Below are 16,759 nucleotides of genomic sequence, written 5' to 3'. Positions count from 1 at the left end.
TCCTGTCGATTTTCGTTGACTTCCATCGGTCCTGAAGCTTTATGGGGCCTCGCGCATCGGCGCATCCCTTTGATGTCTGGGCCTTGAACCCTTTCGATTGGAGGCATTTTGGTGTCTTTCTTCTTCGACCCGCGCGACAGCGCGGCATGCCCCGCGAATGACGGCCTGCACATGGCCTGGCGCCGGTTGTCGCGCGCGCCGTTCACAAAATTCCCGAAAAACTGGAGAGCGATAATGACGGCACGACATGGCAGCAGGCTTGCGGCGATCGGGGCCACGGCGCTGCTGACGGCGGCGGTGTTCGTGCTGCCGGCCAAAGCCGAGAGCGATCCCAAGGCGGTCATCAAGACCTATGCCGACATCGCGCTTGCCAAATACGAGGATTCGCTGACCACCGCGCAGGCGCTCGACAAGGCGGTCGACGCGCTGCTGGCCAAGCCTTCGGCCGAGACGCTCAATGCCGCCCGCGAGGCCTGGAAGGCATCGCGCGTTCCTTACCAGCAGACCGAGGTCTACCGCTTCGGCAACAAGATCGTCGACGACTGGGAAGGCAAGGTGAATTCCTGGCCGCTGGACGAAGGCCTGATCGATTATGTCGCCAAGAGCTACGGCACCGAATCCGACGCGAATTCGCTCTATACGGCCAATGTGATCGCCAACAAGGAGATCGAGATCAACGGCAAGAAGGCCGACGCCTCGAAGCTTTCGCCGGAATTCCTCGCCGGCACGCTGCAGGAGGCGGGCGGCGTGGAGGCCAATGTCGCCACCGGCTACCATGCCATCGAGTTCCTGCTCTGGGGCCAGGACCTGCACGGCACCGGACCGGGCGCCGGCGAGCGCCCCTACACCGACTATGATCTCAAGAACTGCACCGGCGGCAATTGCGACCGCCGCGCGGAATATCTGAAGTCAGCCAGCACGCTTTTGGTGTCCGACCTCCAGGAGATGGTCGGCGACTGGAAGGAAGGCGGCGCTGCGCGCAAGAACCTGGTCGACGGCGAGCCGAACGCCGCCATTTCGGCCATCTTCACCGGCATGGGCTCGCTCTCCTACGGCGAACTCGCCGGCGAGCGCATGAAACTCGGCCTGCTGCTGCACGATCCGGAAGAGGAGCATGACTGCTTCTCCGACAACACCTACAATTCCCATCTCTATGACGCCGTCGGCATCCGCGCCGCCTATCACGCCAGCTACACCAGGCTGGACGGCACCGTTATTTCAGGGCCGTCGGTGGCGGACATGGTCAAGGCGGCTGATCCGGCCATCGACAAGGAACTGTCTGACAAGCTCGATGTCACCGTCGCCAAGATGGAGGCGATCAAGGCCCGCGCCGAAGGCGGCGAGGCTTACGACCAGCAGATCGCCGAAGGCAACACCGAGGGCAACGCCACGGTGCAGGCGGCAATCGACGCACTGATCGACCAGACCAAATCGGTCGAACGCGCCGTCGGCGCGCTGAAGCTCAACGCCATCGCCTTTGAGGGTTCAGACAGCCTCGATGCGCCGGACAAGGTGTTCCAGTAAGCGTCGAAGCCTGGAAGCCCGGGCCGAAGTCACAAAGGGCTTCGGCGCGGGGAAGATCGAGTCAAGCCACACGGCGCGGAAGGCGCCGTCAGCCATCCGAGCAAGTATATGCTGATCTGCCATTGCAACATCATCACCGAGAAGGAGATTGAGCAGACGATCGTCGGGCTGCTGGACCAGGATCCCTGGCAGCTCATCGTGCCGGCAAAAGTCTATCACGCCATGCACAAGCGCGGTCGCTGTTGCGGCTGCTTCCCAAATGTGGTCGAAACGATCATTCGGGTCACCGAGAACTACCACGCCCGCTCGCAGGCGAGCGGCGTGGACATCGTTTCACATCTGGATCGCGTCAGAGGCCTGCGCGTCCAATACGGGAGCAGAACCCATGAAAGGCGAACCACAGATCATCGAGCGGCTTAACGAGGCTCTGTTCCTGGAGCTTGGTGCCGTCAATCAGTATTGGGTCCATTTCCGTCTGCTGGAGGACTGGGGATACGCCAAGCTCGCCAAGAAGGAACGCGCCGAATCGATCGAGGAGATGCACCATGCCGACAAGCTCGTGGCCCGGATCATCTTCCTGGAAGGGCACCCCAATCTGCAGTCCGTGGCGCCGCTGCGTATCGGACAGAACGTGAAGGAAGTGCTCGAATCCGACCTTGCCGGCGAGTATGACGCTCGCACCGCCTACAAGCGCTCGCGCGAGGTCTGCAACGAAGCCGGCGACTATGTCAGCATGAAACTGTTCGAGGAACTCTTGGCCGACGAGGAGGGGCACATCGACTTCCTCGAGACGCAGCTCGATCTGCTTGCCTCGATCGGCGAGGAAAAATACGGCCAGCTCAATGCCACATCGGCGGACGAGGCGGAGTAAGGGCATGCGGGAATGCGGCGCACCCTAGCATTGCTGCGCCGCTGGCGGCGGGCCGAAGGCCTGTCGTCAAACAGAAAACCGGGAAGCGTCGTGCTTTCCGGTTCGGCCGCCATCATTCTTTTGACCTTCGCCACGGGCGGGTCCGGCTCGCAGCAGCCCGCCAATTTCGCCGCCACGCGCACCGACCTCAGCCCGAAGGATCAGGCGCGCGTCACAGCCGTTACCAGGCCGACCAAGGACTTCTCGAAACCCGAGCAGTTCGAATTGATGCAAGGCGGCGCCGGCACATCCAGGAAGGACGTCAACCGCGATTCCTTCTCGCAATCGTCGGCCAACATCACCTTCGAGGAAGAAGGCACCTTCAAGCTGGGCAACGCCCTGTTCCGCAAGAATTGGGTGTCGTCGCCGTCCTCGACGCAGGCTTCCGACGGGCTCGGACCGCTGTTCAACGAACGCGCCTGCCAGAACTGCCATCTGAAGGACGGCCGCGGCCGTCCGCCGCAAGGCACCGGCAGCACGTCGATGTTCCTGCGGCTGGCGCGAGAGGCGAGCACCGAGGAGGAGAAGGCTGGGCTTGCCGACCACAGGCTGCTCAACATCCCCGATCCGGTCTACGGTTCGCAGCTGCAGGATTTTGCCGTCCCCGGCCTGCGCGGCGAGGGCCGGATGCGCGTCGACCACAGCGAGGAAAAAGTCGGGCTCGGCGACGGCACCGTGGTTTCACTGCGCAAGCCCACTTACGCGGTCGATGATCTGGCCTACGGCCTGCTCGATCCGCGCACCACGCTGTCGCCGCGCCTGACGCCGCCGATGATCGGGCTCGGCCTCATCGAGCAGATCGCGCCCGCTGATATAATCGCCCATGCCGATCCGAACGACCGGGACGGCGACGGCATTTCCGGCAGGCCGAACATCGTGCGCGACGGCATGAGCGGCGCGCTCACCCTTGGTCGTTTCGGCTGGAAGGCGCAGACCGCGTCAATCCGCCAGCAGGCCGCGGATGCCTTTGCCGGCGACATCGGCATCTCGACGCCGGAGGAGCCCAAACACTGGGGCGACTGCACCGCCGCCGAGAAGGATTGCCTTGCCATGCCGGACGGCGTGCAGGAGCGGCTCGGTCCGGCCGAGGCGCCGGCGCCGGTCATGGACCTCGTCACCTTCTATTCGCAGAACCTGGCCGTGCCGGCGCGCCGCGACCTCGGCGCCCCTGATGTGCTCGCCGGAAAGAAACTCTTCTACGAGATCGGCTGCGTTTCCTGCCACGCGCCGAAATTCGTAACCCGCCGCGACGCGCCCAACAAGGCGCAGGCCTTCCAGCTTATCTGGCCCTATTCCGACTTCCTGCTGCACGACATGGGCCCCGGCCTTGCCGACGGCCAGGCGGTGGGCGAGGCGACGGGCAACGAATGGCGCACGCCGCCGCTATGGGGCATAGGCCTCACCGAAACGGTCAACGGCAACAATTTCTATCTGCACGATGGCCGCGCCCGCAGCCTGGTCGAGGCGATTCTTTGGCATGGCGGCGAGGGCCAGAAATCGCGCGACCGCTTCGCCGCCGCCGATGCGGCCGACCGCGATGCCTTGGTCAAATTCCTGGAGTCCCTGTGATGTTGAAGCGTTCCGCGCTGGTAATCCTTCTTCCTCTGGCCTTGCTGGGTGTCAGCCCCGCATCGGCGGCTGTGAAGGCCACCGACGTCATCCAGCGGGCAATCGACGGCTTTGTCCGGCCGGCCTACGCCAGTCTGCACGACCGCGCGGCGGGCTTGAACAAGGCGATGCACGCGCTTTGCGAAAAACCCTCAAAGGGCGATCTCGATGCGGCACGCGCCGAATTCTCGCGCACGGTGGATGCCTGGTCGTCGGCCGAGATCATCGGGTTCGGCCCGGTTAAGGAAAACAATCGGCTGGAACGAATGCTGTTCTGGCCGGATCGCAAAAGCATCGGCCTGAAACAGGTGCAGGCCGCGTTGGCCGCCCAAGACCCGAGCGCCACCGATCCGGCACAGCTTTCCGGCAAGAGCGTCGCCATGCAGGGGCTCGGCGCCTTGGAATTCGTGCTCTACGGTGACGGCGCCGATGCGCTTGCCGGCAAGAACGATCCCTATCGCTGCGCCTATGGTGCGGCGGTTGCCGGCAACATCGAAACCATGGCCGGCGATGTCGCCGACGCCTGGAACAAGCCGGACGGCTTTGCGGCGCTCTGGGCCAATCCGGGGCCGCAGAATCCGCTCTATCGCGACGGCACGGAAGCGGTGACGGAACTGGTCGGCATCTTCATCAACGAGCTGGAAATGGTTCGCGACGTGCGCCTGAAAGGCTTCCTGGGCGGCAAGCCGGAGGCGGACAAGCCGAAACAGGCGATCTACTGGCGTTCGCAAAACACCACCAATTCGCTGGCCGGAAACCTTGCCGGCATCGACGGGCTGTTCGAGGCCTCGAAGCTCGGCGATGCGCTGCCGGCCGATGCGCGCTGGATGGCGGAATCGATCCGTATCCAGCTGGTCAACGGCGTCGCCACCGCGAAGTCGGTCCAGGGCCCGATCGACATGGCGCTCGCCGACCCGGCGCTGCGCGCAAAGCTTGAGCATCTCGCGCTGATCACCTCCAGCCTGTCGACCCTGTTCGGCACCAGGCTAACCGCCGAATTCGGCCTGACCGCCGGTTTTTCCTCGCTGGATGGGGACTGAGCGTGAAAACCTCCCTCATTGACCGTCGCGATTTCCTGAGAGCCGCGGGCATCGGTTTTGCCGCCGCGATGGCGCCGCCGGCCTGGGCAAATACGCTTGCCGCCGATGCCGTCTTCGCCACCGCCTTCGTCAAGCGCGACGGCAGCTATGGCGCCGCAATCTTGTCCGAGGCCGGCAAGCTCCTGCACGCGATCGACTTGCCCGACCGCGGCCACGACGTCACCTTCGATCCCATATCGAAGCGCTCAGTGGTGTTCGCCCGCCAGCCCGGCACCTTCGCCGTGGTCTTCGATCACGCCGGGCGCGATGAACCGCTGACCATCGCCAGCATCACCGGCCGGCATTTCTTCGGCCATGGCGTGTTCTCCCCGGACGGCGCCTTGCTTTATGCCACCGAGAACGATTTCGACAACGCGGCCGGCGTCGTCGGCGTCTACGACGCGCGGGCGAAATTCAAGCGCCTTGGTGAATTCCCGACCTATGGCATGGGACCCCACGAGCTTCTGCTCCTGGGCGACGGCAGGACGATCGCCGTTGCCAATGGCGGCATCGAGACTCATCCCGATTATGGCCGCGCCGAGCTCAACATCGCCACCATGAAGCCATCCTATGTACTCATCGACCGTGTCACCGGCGATCTGGTCGAGAAGCACGAATTGCCGGCGGCGCTGCACCAGCTGTCGATCCGCCACATGGACACCGACCAGACCGGCACCGTCTGGTTCGGCTGCCAGTACAGGGGGCCCGGCACCGACCGTCCGCTGCTGGTCGGCCGCGCGGCGCGCGGCAAGGATTTGCAGCTCCTCGACATGCCGCGGGATGTCCTGTCCGGCTTCCGCAACTATATCGGTTCCGTCGCCGCCAATCCGGTTGCCGGCACCATTGCCGTCTCTTCGCCGGAAGGCAATTCGCTTGTGGTGATCGATGCGGCGAGCGGGCGGCTCGTCTCGTCAAGCGCACTGGTCGAGGTCTGCGGCGTGGCGCCAGACGGGACGGGTTTCATGGCTACCACCGGAGCCGGCGAAATCGTCGAGGGCAATGGCGCGACACGGTCCGAACCGGACTACGTCTGGGACAACCATATGCTGCGCATACAGCCGGCCGCATAGACACCTTCCCGCTGCGTCGGAGCGAAGCCGCTTAAGAAATTATGCGCTTTCCCCTTGCGGTGGCGCGCTGTGGCAGGCACAGGGAATTGTTTTTCGAACCGGTCGTTTCATGAAAGTGCTCGCCATCGACTGTGCCGCCAACCTCTGCGCCGCCTGCGTCTATGATGCCGTGGCGAGGCAGGAACTCGGCCGCGCGGTGCTCGATTTAGGCAAGGGCCATGCCGAGCATCTGATGGCAGTCATCGCCGAGGCGCTGAAGGCCGGCGCAACCGCCTATGCCGGCCTTGGCGCCATCGCCGTCTCCGTCGGCCCCGGTTCCTTCACCGGTCTGCGTGTCGGGGTTTCCACGGCGCGTGGCCTGGCGCTGGCGCTCAAGGTGCCTGCAATCGGCGTGACGACGCTCGAGGCGCTGGCAGCCGAGGCGGCACGGGCATTTCCCGGGCGCGCCGTGCTGGCCGCGCTCGATGCCGGCCGCGAGGAGATCCATGCCGCTCTCTATGATGAGATGTCGGTTTTGACTTACGGTCCGGCCGTGGTCACACTGGCGGATGCCGTGGCCATGGCGAGCGAGCGGTCTTCGGTGCTCGCCGGAACCGCCGCGACGCGGATCGCGGCATCCGCCGGACGCTCCTTCGACATCGGACCCGAGACGGCGACCGCGGACATTCTCACTTACGCCCGCCTGGCGGTCGCCAAGGGCGACGGCGAGAGGCCGAAACCTCTTTATCTGCGCGGCGCCGACGCCAAGCCGCAGGCCGGGTTCATACTTTCCAGGCAAGGGAAATAATGCGCATACCTTTTCTCCAGTCGCGCCGCCGCGATTACGCGCTCGAACCGCTCAGGACCACCGACAGTCCGGCGGTCTCGCTCCTGCACCGCGAGGACTTCGTCCGCCCCTGGACCGATGGCGAGTTCGCGGCCTTGCTCGAACAGGACACCGTGTTCGGCTATGCCGCGCGCGAAACCGGGCACGGCGCCAAGCCGCCGGTCGGCTTCGTGCTGGCCCGGCTGGCGGCCGGCGAAGGCGAGATCCTGACCGTTGCAGTGGCGCGGTCGCATCGCCGCCAGGGGCTGGGCTGGCAGTTGATGGACGCGGTGCTGCGCGAACTGCACGCGCAACGCGCCGAAGCGCTCTTCCTCGAGGTCGACGAGACCAATGTCGCCGCGATCGCCCTCTACAGGCGTCTCGGATTCCGCGAGGTCGGCAAGCGCCCCAACTATTACAGGTCGCCCGAGCATGGACCGACCGGCGCGCTTGTCATGCGCCGCGATCTTCGCTAGCCAGGTTTTCGGGGTGGAGCGATGATCGGAAAAATCAGGGTTTTCCTGGCGATAGGGCTGGTCGTCGCCGGTTCGCTGATCCTGGTGCCTTTGCAGGTCCTGTCGATGAAGACCGGCTGGTGGCCGGAAACCTTCATCCTCAAGATCTGGCACAGGCTGATCGTCAGGGCGCTCGGCATGCGCATCCATGTCAACGGCACGATGTCCGACCGCCGCCCCTTGTTGATTGCCTCAAATCACATCTCCTGGACCGACATCATGGTGCTGGGCTCGTTTGCCGATGTGAAGTTCATCGCCAGGGCCGACATGGAAGGCTGGCCGCTGATCGGCATGCTGTCGAAGCTGCAGCGCACCGTCTTCATCGAGCGTGAGCGCAAGCGCTCGTCCGGCGACCAGGCGAGCGAGATCGCCAACCGCATGGCCAAGGGCGATGCCATGGTGCTGTTTGCCGAGGGCTCGACGGGCGACGGCAACATCGTCCTGCCCTTCAAGAGCACGCTGTTCGGTGCCGCCTCGATGGCGATTTCGGAGGGCGCGGCGGAGCAGGTCTTCATCCAGCCGGTAGCGATCGCCTATACCCGGTTGCATGGCGTGCCGCTCGGGCGCCGGCACCGGCCGATCGCGGCGTGGATCGGCGACGAGGATCTGATGCCGCACCTCAAGGTGCTGATGGCGGAAGGGGCGCTCGATGTCGAGGTGCATTTCGGCGAACCGATTGCCTTCGCCAAGGGGTCGAACCGGAAGGAAACGGCGAAGCTGATGGAAAGCCGCGTGCGCGAAATGATGCAGGCGGCACTGGCCGCGCCGCGCCCGAGCCGCTGAATCCCGAAGGCCCCCAGGCAGAATCGTCTGTTTTTTGTCGCGGAAAGGCGTTAGAAGCCGCCGGATGGACTTGAACACGGTTGAAAGCGACGACATCGGCACTGCGGCTGGACAGCAGGCAGTGATTTCCGCGGCAGCGAAAAAGGTCTTCGTCAAGACTTATGGCTGCCAGATGAACGTCTATGACTCGCAGCGCATGACAGATGCGCTGGCCGCCGACGGCTACACGGCGACGCAGACCATCGGCGAAGCCGATCTGGTGCTGCTAAACACCTGCCATATCAGGGAAAAAGCGGCTGAAAAGGTCTATTCCGAGCTCGGCCGCATCCGCGAAATGAAGGCCGAACGCGCCGCCGCCGGCCGCGAATTGCTGATCGGCGTCGCCGGTTGCGTGGCGCAGGCCGAAGGCGCCGAGATCATCCGCCGCTCGCCCGCCGTCGACCTGGTCATTGGCCCGCAGACCTATCACCGGCTGCCGGACGTACTGGCCAGGGTGCGCGGCGGCGAGAAGATCGTCGAAACCGACTACGCCATTGAGGACAAGTTCGAGCACTTGCCGCAGCCGAAGCGCGCCGAGGTGATCAAGCGCGGCGTCACCGCCTTCCTCACCGTCCAGGAGGGCTGCGACAAGTTCTGCACCTTCTGCGTCGTGCCCTACACCAGGGGGTCCGAAGTGTCGCGGCCGGTGGCACAGATCGTCGCCGAAGCCGAGCGCCTGGCGGAAGCCGGGGTGCGCGAGGTGACGCTGCTTGGCCAGAACGTCAATGCCTGGCATGGGCAAGGCGAAAACGGCGAGGAATGGGGCCTTGGCCGCCTTCTGTTCAGGCTGGCCGAAATTCCCGGGCTGGCGCGCCTGCGCTACACCACGAGCCACCCGCGCGACATGGACGACGAGCTGATAGCGGCCCATCGCGACCTGCCGGCACTGATGCCGTATCTGCATCTGCCGGTGCAATCCGGGTCCGACCGCATCCTGAAGGCGATGAACCGCAGGCACACGGCGGATGATTATCTGGCGCTGCTCGACCGCATCCGCGCCGTGCGGCCCGATATCGCGCTGTCGGGCGATTTCATCGTCGGTTTCCCCGGCGAGACCGAGGCGGATTTCGAGGCGACGATGGAGCTGGTGCGCCAGGTGAACTACGCCTCGGCCTTCTCGTTCAAATATTCGCCGCGCCCCGGCACGCCGGGCGCCGAGATGGCCGGCCATGTGCCGGAAGCGGTCAAGGACGAGCGTTTGCAGCGGCTCCAGGCGCTGCTTTTGAAGCAGCAGCAGGATTTCGGCTTGAGTCTCGTCGGCCGCACCATAGATACGCTGATTGAGAAGCCAGGTCGCCAGGCCGGCCAGAAGGTCGGACGCTCACCTTGGCTTCAGCCCGTTATTGTTGATGAAAAGGCCGGCGAAATCGGTGACATTATCCAGGTGCGAATCACGAAGACGGGTTACAATAGCCTGTTCGCCGAATTGGTCTGATGACCTCGGCAGATGAGGAGAGACGGTTGAGCGCAGCGGAGCTGAAGAACCTGCCCCCGGTACCGGCATCTGGGGCTTCTGACATGGCGCACATCGTACTGACTTTCGACAACAACAAGCTTGCCAGCGCCCTCTACGGCCAGTTCGACGAGAACCTCGCCCGGCTTGAGCAGAAACTGGGCGTTGACATCCGCTCGCGCGGCAACCAGCTGACCATCAAGGGGTCGGCTTCCGCCGCCGAGCAGGCCCGCCGGGCGCTCGACAATCTCTACGGCATTCTCCAGAAGGGGGTGGATATCGGCCAGTCCGATGTCGACGGCGCCGTGCGCATGGCGGTCGCCGCCGATGACCAGCTCACGCTGCCGACGCTGGAGCGCAAGGGCAAGGTTTCGGCCGCCCAGATATCGACGCGCAAGAAGACGATCTACGCCCGCTCGCTCACGCAGGATGCCTATATGCGGGCGCTGGAGCGCTCGGAACTGGTGTTCGGCATCGGCCCGGCCGGTACCGGCAAAACCTACCTGGCGGTGGCGCATGCGGCGATGCTGCTCGAACGCGGCATGGTCGAGCGCATCGTGCTGTCGCGGCCTGCCGTCGAGGCCGGCGAGCGGCTGGGCTTCCTGCCGGGCGACATGAAGGAGAAGGTCGATCCCTATCTGCGGCCGCTCTACGACGCGCTCTATGACATGATGCCGGCCGACAAGGTCGAACGCGCCATCGCCGCCGAGGTGATCGAGATCGCACCGCTCGCCTTCATGCGCGGCCGCACGCTGGCACACGCCGCCGTCATTCTCGACGAGGCGCAGAACACCACGCCGATGCAGATGAAGATGTTCCTGACCCGTCTGGGCGAGAATTCGCGCATGATCGTCACCGGCGACCCAACGCAGATCGATTTGCCGCAGAACACCAAGTCCGGCCTTGTCGAGGCGCTCCGGATTCTCGACGGTGTGACCGGCATGGTGACGGTCCGCTTCAATGAAGGCGACGTCGTCAGGCATCCGCTGGTCGCCGAGATCGTCAAGGCCTACGACCGTGACGGCAAGCTCGCCCGCGGTCTGGGGACCGAAGGCTGATTTGATCGAGCGACCTCATGGTTGAGCCCGAAACGCCGAACGGGCCGGCTCCGCCGCTGCCCGTCGACATCGATCTGACGGTCGAGGCCGGGCATTGGCCGGACGAAGCCGAGCTTGTCCGGCTGGTCGGCGCCGCCGCCGCCGCTGCATTCGCCGAGACGGGCGCCACGGGCCATTCCGAACTCAGCGTCGTTTTTTCCGACGATGCCCATGTCCAGGCGCTCAATGCCGGCTGGCGCGGCAAGGACAAGCCGACCAACGTCTTGTCTTTTCCGGCTTTTCCTTTCCCCAAGGGCGGTCCCCTGCCGCCGATGCTCGGCGATATCGTGCTGGCCGCGGAGACGGTGGCGCGCGAGGCGGGACTGGAAGACAAGCCGCTGGAGAACCATATTTCCCATCTCGTCATCCACGGCCTGCTGCATCTCATGGGCCATGATCACGAGACCGATGCCGAGGCCGAGGAGATGGAGGCCGTCGAGCGCGCCGCGCTCGCCAGACTTGCCATTCCCGATCCCTACGCGTAACTACTTCTAACCAATTGACGGACGAAGATGAACGACAAACCTGAAACTGCCGTCCGCCCCGACGCCGGCAGTGCGACCAAGGCTTCCGATACGTCGGAAGAGGGATCAAGTCCGAGTACCATTACCCCTGGCGTTGCCAACACCGGCAGCGCTGCCAGTGAGCCGTCGCCTGCCGGGCCTTCCCTGTTCAACCGCGTTCTGGGCCTGTTCAGGCAACGCAACGGAACCAGCCTGCGCGAGGAGATCGCCGGCGCGCTCGCCGAGACCACGAGCGATGTCGAATCCTTTTCGCCGGGCGAACGCGCCATGCTCAACAACATCCTGCGGCTGCGCGAGGTGCGCGTCGAGGACGTCATGGTGCCGCGCGCCGACATCGAGGCGGTCGAGATCACGACCACGCTTGGCGATCTGCTTGGCATGTTCGAGCAGTCCGGCCATTCCCGCATGCCGGTCTATGCCGAGACGCTCGACGACCCGCGCGGCATGGTCCATATCCGCGACGTGCTGGCCCATATCACCAAGATTGCGCGCGTCAGGAAAGGCCGGGCGACCAGGAAGACACCCGCCGCCACGGTTCTCGACCTCACCCAGGTCGACCTCTCGCGCACCATAGGCGAACTGAACCTGATCCGGCCGGTGCTGTTCGTGCCCCCGTCCATGCTGGCCTCCGATCTGATGGGCCGCATGCAGACGACCCGCACGCAGATGGCGCTGGTCATCGACGAGTATGGCGGCACCGACGGGCTCGTCTCGCTCGAGGATATCGTCGAGATGGTGGTCGGCGACATCGAGGACGAGCACGACGACGACGAGCCGATGATCACCCAGACCGGTGAAGGCGTGTTCGTCGTCGACGGCAAGGCCGAGATCGACGAGGTCGCCAAGATGATCGGCGGGGATTTCGCCGCCGGCGAACATGGCGAGTATGTCGACACCATCGGCGGCATGATCTTCAACACGCTTGGCCGGGTGCCGGCGCGCGGCGAGGTGGTGCAGGCCATCCCTGGCTTCGAGTTCCATGTGCTCGACGCCGATCCGCGCCGCGTCAAGCGCGTGCGCATCGTGCAGAACCAGAAGGGCGAACGTCGCCGCCGCGCCGCGGCGCGCACCGAGCAGGCTTAAGCGCCTGCGGATGACCGAAGACCCTTTCAAGCACGCCGCCTTGGGATCCGGCGTGTTCTACAGGGATCCGCGGGCCGCGCTGGATTGGCTGGAGGCAGCTTTCGGCTTCGAGCGCAGCATGGTGGTCAGCGATGCCGACGGCAAGCTCGTCCATTCCGAGATGCGGTTCGGCGACTGCTACATCATTGTCGATTCCGAATGGAGCGACTACGTCGCCAGCCCGGCCTCGGTCTCGGGCAAGAACACGCAGTCGGTCTATGTCAGGCTGAAAGACGGCATTGATGCACATTGCGAGCAGGCGCGGACGGCGGGTGCCGGTATAATCCAGGAGCCGGCGGACCAGTTCTACGGCGAGCGCCAGTATCGGGCGCGCGATCCCGAGGGCCATGTCTGGACCTTCACCCAGACCATCCGCTCCGTTCCGCTGGAAGAGGCCGAACGGCTCGGCGACGTGCGCATAGAAGGGTGGCACCGCTGATACATGTCGCCCTAAGTAACTTCGGTTTTGGGAGGAGGACATGCACAAAAACAAAGACCTAAGGCGCGTCGTCTGATCAGTTCAAACGCGATGCGCTCCAGCAGTGGTGAGTGGGTTTCACGGCAGACCACCCGAAGTTTGGAGCGCAGGCCGCGGCCTGATAAATCTGCTGCCGTGATTCGCACGACTCGGAACAATGCATGAACCGCCTGGCCGGCCGGATAATTCTGTTTTGGGGTTGGCGGCGTGCGCTCGTGGCGTTCCTCGCGGGCGCCCTGGCGGTGCTCGGCCAGGCGCCGTACGATTTCTTTGCCGCTTGTTTCATTTCGTTTCCGCTGCTGGTCTGGCTGCTCGACGGGGCGACCGGTGAGGCCTCGGGCAGCCTGTTTGCGCGGCTGCGGCCGGCCTTTGCCGTCGGCTGGTGGTTCGGCTTCGGCTATTTCCTCGCCGGCCTGTGGTGGATCGGATCGGCGCTGCTTGTAGAGGCCGACAGTTTCGCCTGGGCGCTGCCCTTCGCGGTGGTCGGCATCCCCTTTGCATTGGCCTTCTTCTACGGCTTTGCGGCCATGGTCGCCCGGCTCCTGTGGAGCAACGACATCGGCCGCATCGCGGCCCTGGCCGCCGCCTTCGGGCTGGCCGAGTGGCTGCGCGGCTTCCTGTTCACCGGCTTTCCCTGGAACGCGATCGGCTACGCGGCGATGCCGGTGCCCCTGCTGATGCAGAGCGTCTCGGTCACCGGGATGGTCGGCATGAACGTGCTCGCCGTGTTCGTCTTCTCGCTGCCGGCGCTGCTGGCGGCGCGCACGCATCTTCGTCTTGGCGTCGCGCTGCTTGTCGTGCTCGTCGCCGCTCATGCCGGCTTCGGCTATCTCAGGCTCAACGCTCCGGCCGCGCCTGAGGCCCGCACGATCAATGTGCGCATCGTCCAGCCGGCCGTCGACCTTTCGGAAAAGTGGGACGCCTCGGTGCGCGACCGTATCTTCGCCACCTTGATAGGCCTGTCGGCCAAGGCGCCGGACCCCGGCCATGAAAAGCCGCAACTGATCCTGTGGCCCGAAACCTCGGTCCCGTTCCTCCTCACCGAGCGGCCGGACGCTTTGACCGCACTGGGCGACATGCTGGACGCCGGCCAGATGCTGATCGCCGGCGTCGTGCGCGAGGAAGGCGGTGCGGCGGCCGGTGCCGGCAGCCGCTACTACAACTCCGTGGTGGCGATCAACGACAAGGGCGAAATCGCTGACGCCGTCGACAAGGTCCATCTGGTGCCGTTCGGCGAATACCTGCCTTTCGCCGACCTGCTCGATCGTTTCGGCATCGAACAACTGGTCGCTGGCCCGGTGACCTTCACAGCAGGCAATGAGCGGCATGCGATCACGCTGCCGGATGGCGTCCGCGCCTTGCCCTTCATCTGTTACGAAGTGATCTTTCCCGAACTGGTGGCGGTTGACGCAACGTCAGCGCAGCTTATTGTCAACGTTACCAACGATGCGTGGTTCGGCGATACGCCGGGTCCCTATCAGCATTTCAGGCAGGCTCAGATTCGCGCGGTGGAGAACGGGTTGCCCTTGTTGCGTGCGGCCAACAACGGCATCTCGGCGGTTGTCGACCCACGGGGGCGCATCGTCGATGCGCTGGCGATCGACGCGCGCGGGGCCATTGACGTCCGTGTGCCAATCTCGCGGCAAGCGGTCGTGTCCGCCGGCCAGCTGCGCATTAACGGAATGCTGATCATGTTGCTGTTTGCCCTGGCTGCCGTCCTGTTCAATGTAAGGCAAAGGCTACGGGTGAATTGACAGTCGACACATTAGAAACTCATACTGTAACGCCTGAAAATTTCTCGAAGCCGGTGGATCGTTCTGTTGGGGCAGTCGCCTCCGGCTTTGTTTGGGTAGGAAAAAAATCACAAAGCCGAAAAAATTCGGCGAGGAAAAAATGACAGAAGATAACAAGAAGAAACCGAATCCGATCGACATCCATGTTGGAAGTCGCATCCGGCTTCGCCGCAATATGTTGGGAATGAGCCAGGAAAAACTAGGCGAGAACCTCGGCATCACATTTCAGCAGATACAGAAATATGAAAAGGGCACCAACCGGGTCGGCGCAAGCCGCCTGCAGGCGATAGCATCCATACTCGGCGTGCCTGTCGCCTTCTTTTTCGAGGATGCGCCGGGCCAGGAGAGCCTGGCCGGCCGCGGTTTCGCGGAGGATGCTTCGATGGCTTTCGCCGTGGAATTCTGCGGCAGCCCGGAGGGCCTTCAACTCAACCGGGCCTTCGTCAAGATCGCCGACGTCAAGGTGCGTCGCAGGATCATAGACCTGGTGAAGTCGCTGGCGTCCGAAGATTCCGACTGATCCGCAACAGGACTCGACCGGCGGCATTTCGGCCGCTGGTGGTACAAAATATCGACATCGACATTCATGCCAGAAGGGCGGCGCCGCTTGACGAGCGGCGCTTCGCCCCGCTAACACGTGGCGCGCCAAATCGGCAGCCTGCCGATCGTTTTTTCAAGAGGGGACACCCGTGACGCGGCAGAACTACTTCTTTACCTCGGAATCCGTTGCCGAGGGCCATCCCGACAAAGTTTGTGACCGGATATCCGACGAGATCGTCGACCTGGTCTACCGTGAGGCCAAGAAGACGGGCATGGACCCGTGGAAAGTCCGCGTCGCCTGCGAGACGCTGGCGACCACCAACCGCGTCGTCATCGCCGGCGAGGTGCGCGTTCCCGAGACGCTGCTGAAGAAGGACAAGGAAGGCAACATCCTGAGGGATGCCGCCGGCCATCCGGTCGTCAACCCGGCGAAGTTCAAGTCGGTCGCCCGCAAGGCGATCCGCGAGATCGGCTATGAGCAGGCCGGCTTCCACTGGAAAAAGGCCAAGATCGACGTTCTGTTGCATGGCCAGTCGCCCGACATCGGCCAAGGCGTCGACAATGCCTCCGACCGCCAGGGCGAGGAGGGTGCCGGCGACCAGGGCATCATGTTTGGCTATGCCTGCCGCGAGACGCCGGACCTGATGCCGGCGCCGATCTACTACAGCCACAAGATCCTCGAACTCCTGGCCGCCGCCCGCCACCAGAACAACGGCGATGCCGGCAAGCTCGGGCCGGACGCCAAGAGCCAGGTCACCGTCCGCTATATCGACGGCAAGGCCGCCGAAGCGACGCAGATCGTGCTGTCGACCCAGCACCTCGATGCGAGCTGGGATTCCAAGAAGGTGCGCAAGGTCGTCGAGCCCTATATCCGCGAGGCATTGGGTGACCTCAAGATCGCCGACGATTGCATGTGGTACATCAATCCGACCGGCAAGTTCGTTATCGGCGGGCCTGATGGCGACGCCGGGCTGACCGGCCGCAAGATCATCGTCGACACCTATGGCGGCGCCGCACCCCATGGCGGCGGCGCTTTCTCGGGCAAGGACACCACCAAGGTCGACCGTTCGGCCGCTTATGCGGCGCGCTACCTGGCCAAGAACGTTGTGGCGGCGAAACTTGCCGACCGCTGCACCATCCAGCTTTCCTACGCCATCGGCGTCGCCCAGCCCTTGTCGGTCTATGTCGACCTGCACGGCACCGGCAAGGTCGACGAGGCAAGGCTCGAGGAGGCGCTGCGCACTGTGATGGACCTGTCGCCGTCCGGCATCCGCCGCCACCTCGACCTCAACAAGCCGATCTACGCCAAGACCTCGTCCTACGGTCATTTCGGCCGCAAGGCCGGCCGCGACGGATCTTTTTCCTGGGAAAAGACCGATCTCGCCAAGGCGCTCAAGGATGCTGTCGCTGCCTGAGGGC

Annotated in this window: 17 protein-coding genes; all 17 read left to right on the top strand. The window is 64.3% G+C overall.

Annotated features, from left to right (window positions below; all coding sequences use genetic code 11):
• Positions 1-234 precede the first annotated feature (234 nt).
• The 17 genes from FJ428_RS21015 (at position 235) to metK (ending at position 16,755) form a co-directional block, all read left to right on the top strand.
• Complete coding sequence (locus FJ428_RS21015) at positions 235-1,524, top strand: imelysin family protein (protein WP_140880048.1); 1,290 nt, start codon at positions 235-237, stop codon at positions 1,522-1,524.
• A 108-nt stretch (positions 1,525-1,632) separates the two neighbouring features.
• Positions 1,633-1,944, top strand: a complete 312-nt coding sequence (locus FJ428_RS21010) for a (2Fe-2S)-binding protein (protein ID WP_140523850.1) — start codon at positions 1,633-1,635, stop codon at positions 1,942-1,944.
• Positions 1,910-2,395 (top strand): bacterioferritin, encoded by a 486-nt coding sequence (bfr, locus tag FJ428_RS21005; RefSeq protein WP_140817666.1) that lies wholly within the window; start codon positions 1,910-1,912, stop codon positions 2,393-2,395. The genes FJ428_RS21010 and bfr overlap by 35 nt, the downstream gene beginning before the upstream one ends.
• 12 nt (positions 2,396-2,407) lie before the next feature.
• Positions 2,408-4,003 carry a di-heme oxidoredictase family protein gene (locus FJ428_RS21000; RefSeq protein ID WP_140880047.1) on the top strand — a complete coding sequence of 532 codons (1,596 nt, stop codon included), beginning with the start codon at positions 2,408-2,410 and terminating at the stop codon, positions 4,001-4,003.
• A complete protein-coding gene (locus FJ428_RS20995; RefSeq protein WP_140880046.1) occupies positions 4,003-5,082 on the top strand; it encodes an imelysin family protein in 1,080 nt (359 codons plus the stop codon). The genes FJ428_RS21000 and FJ428_RS20995 overlap by 1 nt, the downstream gene beginning before the upstream one ends.
• Positions 5,083-5,084: 2 nt before the next feature.
• A complete protein-coding gene (locus FJ428_RS20990) occupies positions 5,085-6,191 on the top strand; it encodes a DUF1513 domain-containing protein (RefSeq protein ID WP_140880045.1) in 1,107 nt (368 codons plus the stop codon).
• A gap of 109 nt (positions 6,192-6,300) precedes the next feature.
• On the top strand, positions 6,301-6,978 hold the full coding sequence (gene tsaB / locus FJ428_RS20985) for a tRNA (adenosine(37)-N6)-threonylcarbamoyltransferase complex dimerization subunit type 1 TsaB (protein WP_140629794.1): 678 nt from the start codon (positions 6,301-6,303) through the stop codon (positions 6,976-6,978).
• Positions 6,978-7,472: a ribosomal protein S18-alanine N-acetyltransferase gene (rimI, locus tag FJ428_RS20980; protein WP_140559678.1), complete on the top strand. Its 495-nt coding sequence runs from the start codon at positions 6,978-6,980 to the stop codon at positions 7,470-7,472. The genes tsaB and rimI overlap by 1 nt, the downstream gene beginning before the upstream one ends.
• A gap of 21 nt (positions 7,473-7,493) precedes the next feature.
• Positions 7,494-8,294: a lysophospholipid acyltransferase family protein gene (locus FJ428_RS20975; RefSeq protein WP_140880044.1), complete on the top strand. Its 801-nt coding sequence runs from the start codon at positions 7,494-7,496 to the stop codon at positions 8,292-8,294.
• Positions 8,295-8,358: 64 nt separating this feature from the next.
• The gene (miaB, locus tag FJ428_RS20970; protein ID WP_140496812.1) at positions 8,359-9,768 is read left to right on the top strand and encodes a tRNA (N6-isopentenyl adenosine(37)-C2)-methylthiotransferase MiaB; all 1,410 of its coding nucleotides are present in this window, start codon (positions 8,359-8,361) and stop codon (positions 9,766-9,768) included.
• A gap of 83 nt (positions 9,769-9,851) precedes the next feature.
• Positions 9,852-10,844: a PhoH family protein gene (locus FJ428_RS20965; RefSeq protein WP_224518987.1), complete on the top strand. Its 993-nt coding sequence runs from the start codon at positions 9,852-9,854 to the stop codon at positions 10,842-10,844.
• A gap of 17 nt (positions 10,845-10,861) precedes the next feature.
• A complete protein-coding gene (gene ybeY / locus FJ428_RS20960) occupies positions 10,862-11,368 on the top strand; it encodes an rRNA maturation RNase YbeY (protein ID WP_140556718.1) in 507 nt (168 codons plus the stop codon).
• A 27-nt stretch (positions 11,369-11,395) separates the two neighbouring features.
• A complete protein-coding gene (locus FJ428_RS20955; protein ID WP_140496806.1) occupies positions 11,396-12,490 on the top strand; it encodes a hemolysin family protein in 1,095 nt (364 codons plus the stop codon).
• A 10-nt stretch (positions 12,491-12,500) separates the two neighbouring features.
• On the top strand, positions 12,501-12,968 hold the full coding sequence (locus FJ428_RS20950; protein WP_140496804.1) for a VOC family protein: 468 nt from the start codon (positions 12,501-12,503) through the stop codon (positions 12,966-12,968).
• Positions 12,969-13,168: 200 nt separating this feature from the next.
• The gene (gene lnt / locus FJ428_RS20945; RefSeq protein WP_140580423.1) at positions 13,169-14,761 is read left to right on the top strand and encodes an apolipoprotein N-acyltransferase; all 1,593 of its coding nucleotides are present in this window, start codon (positions 13,169-13,171) and stop codon (positions 14,759-14,761) included.
• Positions 14,762-14,900: 139 nt separating this feature from the next.
• Positions 14,901-15,320 (top strand): helix-turn-helix transcriptional regulator, encoded by a 420-nt coding sequence (locus FJ428_RS20940; RefSeq protein ID WP_140880043.1) that lies wholly within the window; start codon positions 14,901-14,903, stop codon positions 15,318-15,320.
• Between the two features lie 169 nt (positions 15,321-15,489).
• Positions 15,490-16,755: a methionine adenosyltransferase gene (gene metK, locus FJ428_RS20935; RefSeq protein ID WP_140496798.1), complete on the top strand. Its 1,266-nt coding sequence runs from the start codon at positions 15,490-15,492 to the stop codon at positions 16,753-16,755.
• The last annotated feature ends 4 nt before the right edge of the window (positions 16,756-16,759 follow it).

Source organism: Mesorhizobium sp. B2-8-1 (genome assembly GCF_006440955.1).
Taxonomy (GTDB): Bacteria; Pseudomonadota; Alphaproteobacteria; order Rhizobiales; family Rhizobiaceae; genus Mesorhizobium.
Note: the sequence above shows the minus strand (reverse complement) of the source record. Positions and strands in the feature narration are given on the sequence as shown.

What these genes read in the sequence shown, in the direction of transcription:
- FJ428_RS20950 (WP_140496804.1), top strand. Translation starts at nt 12,501, where the DNA reads ATGACCGAAGACCCTTTCAAGCACGCCGCCTTGGGATCCGGCGTGTTC.
- rimI (WP_140559678.1), top strand. Translation starts at nt 6,978, where the DNA reads ATGCGCATACCTTTTCTCCAGTCGCGCCGCCGCGATTACGCGCTCGAA.
- FJ428_RS21015 (WP_140880048.1), top strand. Translation starts at nt 235, where the DNA reads ATGACGGCACGACATGGCAGCAGGCTTGCGGCGATCGGGGCCACGGCG.
- ybeY (WP_140556718.1), top strand. Translation starts at nt 10,862, where the DNA reads ATGGTTGAGCCCGAAACGCCGAACGGGCCGGCTCCGCCGCTGCCCGTC.
- lnt (WP_140580423.1), top strand. Translation starts at nt 13,169, where the DNA reads ATGAACCGCCTGGCCGGCCGGATAATTCTGTTTTGGGGTTGGCGGCGT.
- FJ428_RS20955 (WP_140496806.1), top strand. Translation starts at nt 11,396, where the DNA reads ATGAACGACAAACCTGAAACTGCCGTCCGCCCCGACGCCGGCAGTGCG.
- FJ428_RS20940 (WP_140880043.1), top strand. Translation starts at nt 14,901, where the DNA reads ATGACAGAAGATAACAAGAAGAAACCGAATCCGATCGACATCCATGTT.
- FJ428_RS20995 (WP_140880046.1), top strand. Translation starts at nt 4,003, where the DNA reads ATGTTGAAGCGTTCCGCGCTGGTAATCCTTCTTCCTCTGGCCTTGCTG.
- FJ428_RS20965 (WP_224518987.1), top strand. Translation starts at nt 9,852, where the DNA reads ATGGCGCACATCGTACTGACTTTCGACAACAACAAGCTTGCCAGCGCC.
- FJ428_RS21010 (WP_140523850.1), top strand. Translation starts at nt 1,633, where the DNA reads ATGCTGATCTGCCATTGCAACATCATCACCGAGAAGGAGATTGAGCAG.
- FJ428_RS20975 (WP_140880044.1), top strand. Translation starts at nt 7,494, where the DNA reads ATGATCGGAAAAATCAGGGTTTTCCTGGCGATAGGGCTGGTCGTCGCC.
- tsaB (WP_140629794.1), top strand. Translation starts at nt 6,301, where the DNA reads ATGAAAGTGCTCGCCATCGACTGTGCCGCCAACCTCTGCGCCGCCTGC.
- FJ428_RS21000 (WP_140880047.1), top strand. Translation starts at nt 2,408, where the DNA reads ATGCGGCGCACCCTAGCATTGCTGCGCCGCTGGCGGCGGGCCGAAGGC.
- miaB (WP_140496812.1), top strand. Translation starts at nt 8,359, where the DNA reads ATGGACTTGAACACGGTTGAAAGCGACGACATCGGCACTGCGGCTGGA.
- bfr (WP_140817666.1), top strand. Translation starts at nt 1,910, where the DNA reads ATGAAAGGCGAACCACAGATCATCGAGCGGCTTAACGAGGCTCTGTTC.